Origin of the sequence: Kitasatospora sp. NPDC007106 (assembly GCF_040634455.1) — a bacterium.
GTDB classification, from domain to species: domain Bacteria; phylum Actinomycetota; class Actinomycetes; order Streptomycetales; family Streptomycetaceae; genus Kitasatospora; species Kitasatospora arboriphila.
On the sequence record NZ_JBEYFP010000867.1, the window covers coordinates 1 to 2,367 of the forward strand.

The 2,367-nt window shown below is 74.9% G+C and carries 2 protein-coding genes; one reads left to right on the forward strand and one right to left on the reverse strand.

Translation table 11 applies throughout. From position 1 onward, the window contains the following. Nucleotides 1-572, reverse strand: a 572-nt coding sequence (locus tag ABZ641_RS33400; RefSeq protein WP_359987987.1) for a TetR/AcrR family transcriptional regulator C-terminal domain-containing protein, incomplete at its 3' end; no start/stop codon positions are given. Nucleotides 573-733: 161 nt separating this feature from the next. Between ABZ641_RS33400 and ABZ641_RS33405 the strand changes: the two genes are divergently transcribed. Further along, nucleotides 734-2,251: an APC family permease gene (locus ABZ641_RS33405; protein WP_344621756.1), complete on the forward strand. Its 1,518-nt coding sequence runs from the start codon at nucleotides 734-736 to the stop codon at nucleotides 2,249-2,251. Nucleotides 2,252-2,367: the final 116 nt, after the last annotated feature.

Genomic DNA, 2,367 nt, shown 5'->3' on the forward strand with positions numbered 1-2,367 from the left:
AGCAGCAGGCGCAGGGCGAGGTCGAAGCCGCGGTCGTCGAGGCCGGGGCCGCGGGCGGCGGAGGCTTCGAGGGCGCCGGCGAGGGCGGGGTGGCGGGGGCGGTACTCGGCGGCGCCGCGGGTGAAGCCGGCGGTGAAGGTCTCCAGGGCGGAGCCGAGCACCAGGTAGTCGAGGGCGGCGGCGGCCTCGGCGGCGTCCGCCGGGTCGAGGCCGGCCCGGCCGAGGGCGGCGAGCAGGGCGTCGTAGGTGAGCAGCTGGCGGTCGGCCTCGACCCGGCGTCGGGCGAGCAGCGCGGTGGTGTTGGGGTGGCGCAGGAAGACGGCCCGGTAGCCGTGGGCGTAGCGGGCGAGGCCGCGGCGCCAGTCGGGGTCGTCGAGCGGGGTGAGGTCGATCTCGGCGTTGACGAGGGCGGCGAGGTCGTCCAGCAGGTCGTCCTTGCCGGAGACGTGGTTGTAGAGCGAGGCGGCCTTCACGCCGAGGCGGTCGGCGAGGGCGCGCATGGTGAGGCCGTCGGGGCCGGCGGTGTCGACGACGTCCAGGGCGGCCTCGGCGATCGCCTGCCTGCTGAGCATCGGCCTGGTCGGTCGCCCCACGTGTTCCGTCCCCTGTTCGCGCGTACCGGTCGAGCGGCCACGTTACAGCCTGATGTCGGGGCCTTCCGTTACCGCCGGGTCGGGGCTACGGTCCATAACTAACTAAGTTAGTTTTCGGATCGCGACGGCAAGGCGGACGCATGACGACCACTCCCCCACGGGCCGGCAGACCCACCGCAACGACCCGGCCGGACGGGCCGGCGGACGCCGACCGGCTGGCGGCGCTCGGCTACCGGCAGGAGCTGCGGCGCAGCCTCGGCGTGCTCGGCAACATCTCGATGGGCTTCGCCGTGGTCTCCCCCGTGGTCGGCCTGTACGCGGTCGCCCAGGTGGGCATGGGCGTGGCCGGCGGCGCCTGGGTGTGGGCCCTGCCGGTCTGCCTGCTCGGCCAGCTGCTGGTGGTCTGCGTGTACTCCGAGCTCGCCTCGCAGTGGCCGCTCGCCGGCGGCGCCTACCAGTGGAGCCGCCGGCTGGCCGGGCCCACCTTCGCCTGGCTGACCGGGTGGCTCTGGCAGTTCGCGGTGATGTTCGCCAACACCACCGTCGCCTACCTCGCCGCGCCCTGGTTCTTCGCGCTGTTCGGCGCCACCCCGACGCCCCCGCAGCTGGTGCTGACCGCGCTCGGCTTCATGCTCTGCTGCACCCTGGTCAACGCTTACGGGATCAACCTGCTGCGGCGGTTCGTCGCGCTGGGCATCGCCGCGGAGGCGATCGCCTCGGTGCTGGTCGGCCTCGCCCTGCTGCTGTTCTTCCGCGAGCACGGGCTCGGACTGCTCACCGACACCCTGGGCGCACCGGCGGCCACCGGCACCGGCACGCTGATGTCCTTCCTCGCGGTGGTCGCCGTCGGCGGCTGGGCGTTCATCGGCTTCGACGCCTGCGTCTCCACCGCCGAGGAGACCAAGGACGCCGCCCGGCAGGTGCCGCGGGCGATGCGGTGGTCGCTGCTCGGCGTCGGACTGGTGGTGATCCTCAACGCCGTCGCCGTGCCGCTGGCCCACCCCGACCCGGCCGCCGTCGTCGCCGGCACCGACCTCGACCCGGTGACCACCGCGGTCACCGCCGGCTTCGGCGACTGGTCGGCCAAGCCGTTCGTCGTGGTGGTGCTGGTCAGCTTCACCGCCTGCCTGATGGCCTCGCAGGGCGGCGCCGCCCGCGGGCTGTACTCGCTGGCCCGCGACGGGGTCTTCCCGTTCTCGGCCCAGGTCCGCAAGGTCAACCGGCACCAGGCGCCGATCGGCGGCCTGGTCGCGGCCACCCTGGTCAGCTGCGCGGCGCTGCCGCTCGGCCTGGAGTCGACGGCGATCGGCTCACTGATCGCCTTCGGCACCGCCGCGACCTTCCTGCCGTTCTTCCTCCTCACCGCGGTGGCGCTGGTCGCCCGGCTGCGCGGCACCTGGCGCCCGGCCGGCGAGGTCTCGTACGGGCGCTGGGGCACCGCGCTCAACGCGCTCGCCGTGCTGTGGACGGGCCTGGAGGTGGTCAACATCTGCTGGCCGCGGGCCCTGCTCGCCCCGCCCGGAGCACCCTGGTACCAGGTGTGGGCGGCCGTGCTCGGGACGGGCGTGGTGACGCTCGCCGGGCTCGGCTACCTGCTGGTGCGCCGCCCGCAGCGGCTGATGCGGGAGCCCGCGGAGCCGGCAGCGACCGTGCGCTGAGTCGCCCGGAGGTGTGGGAGCGGCGGGCGGGGGCAGGCGCGGATGCACCTGGCTCCCCCCCCCCCCCGGCGGGCGCGCCGCGGGGGTGATGGGAAGAGGGGCGGGGAGGGGAAGGG

Coding starts and splice junctions, on each gene's coding strand:
- ABZ641_RS33405 (WP_344621756.1), top strand. CDS start 734: ATGACGACCACTCCCCCACGGGCCGGCAGACCCACCGCAACGACCCGG.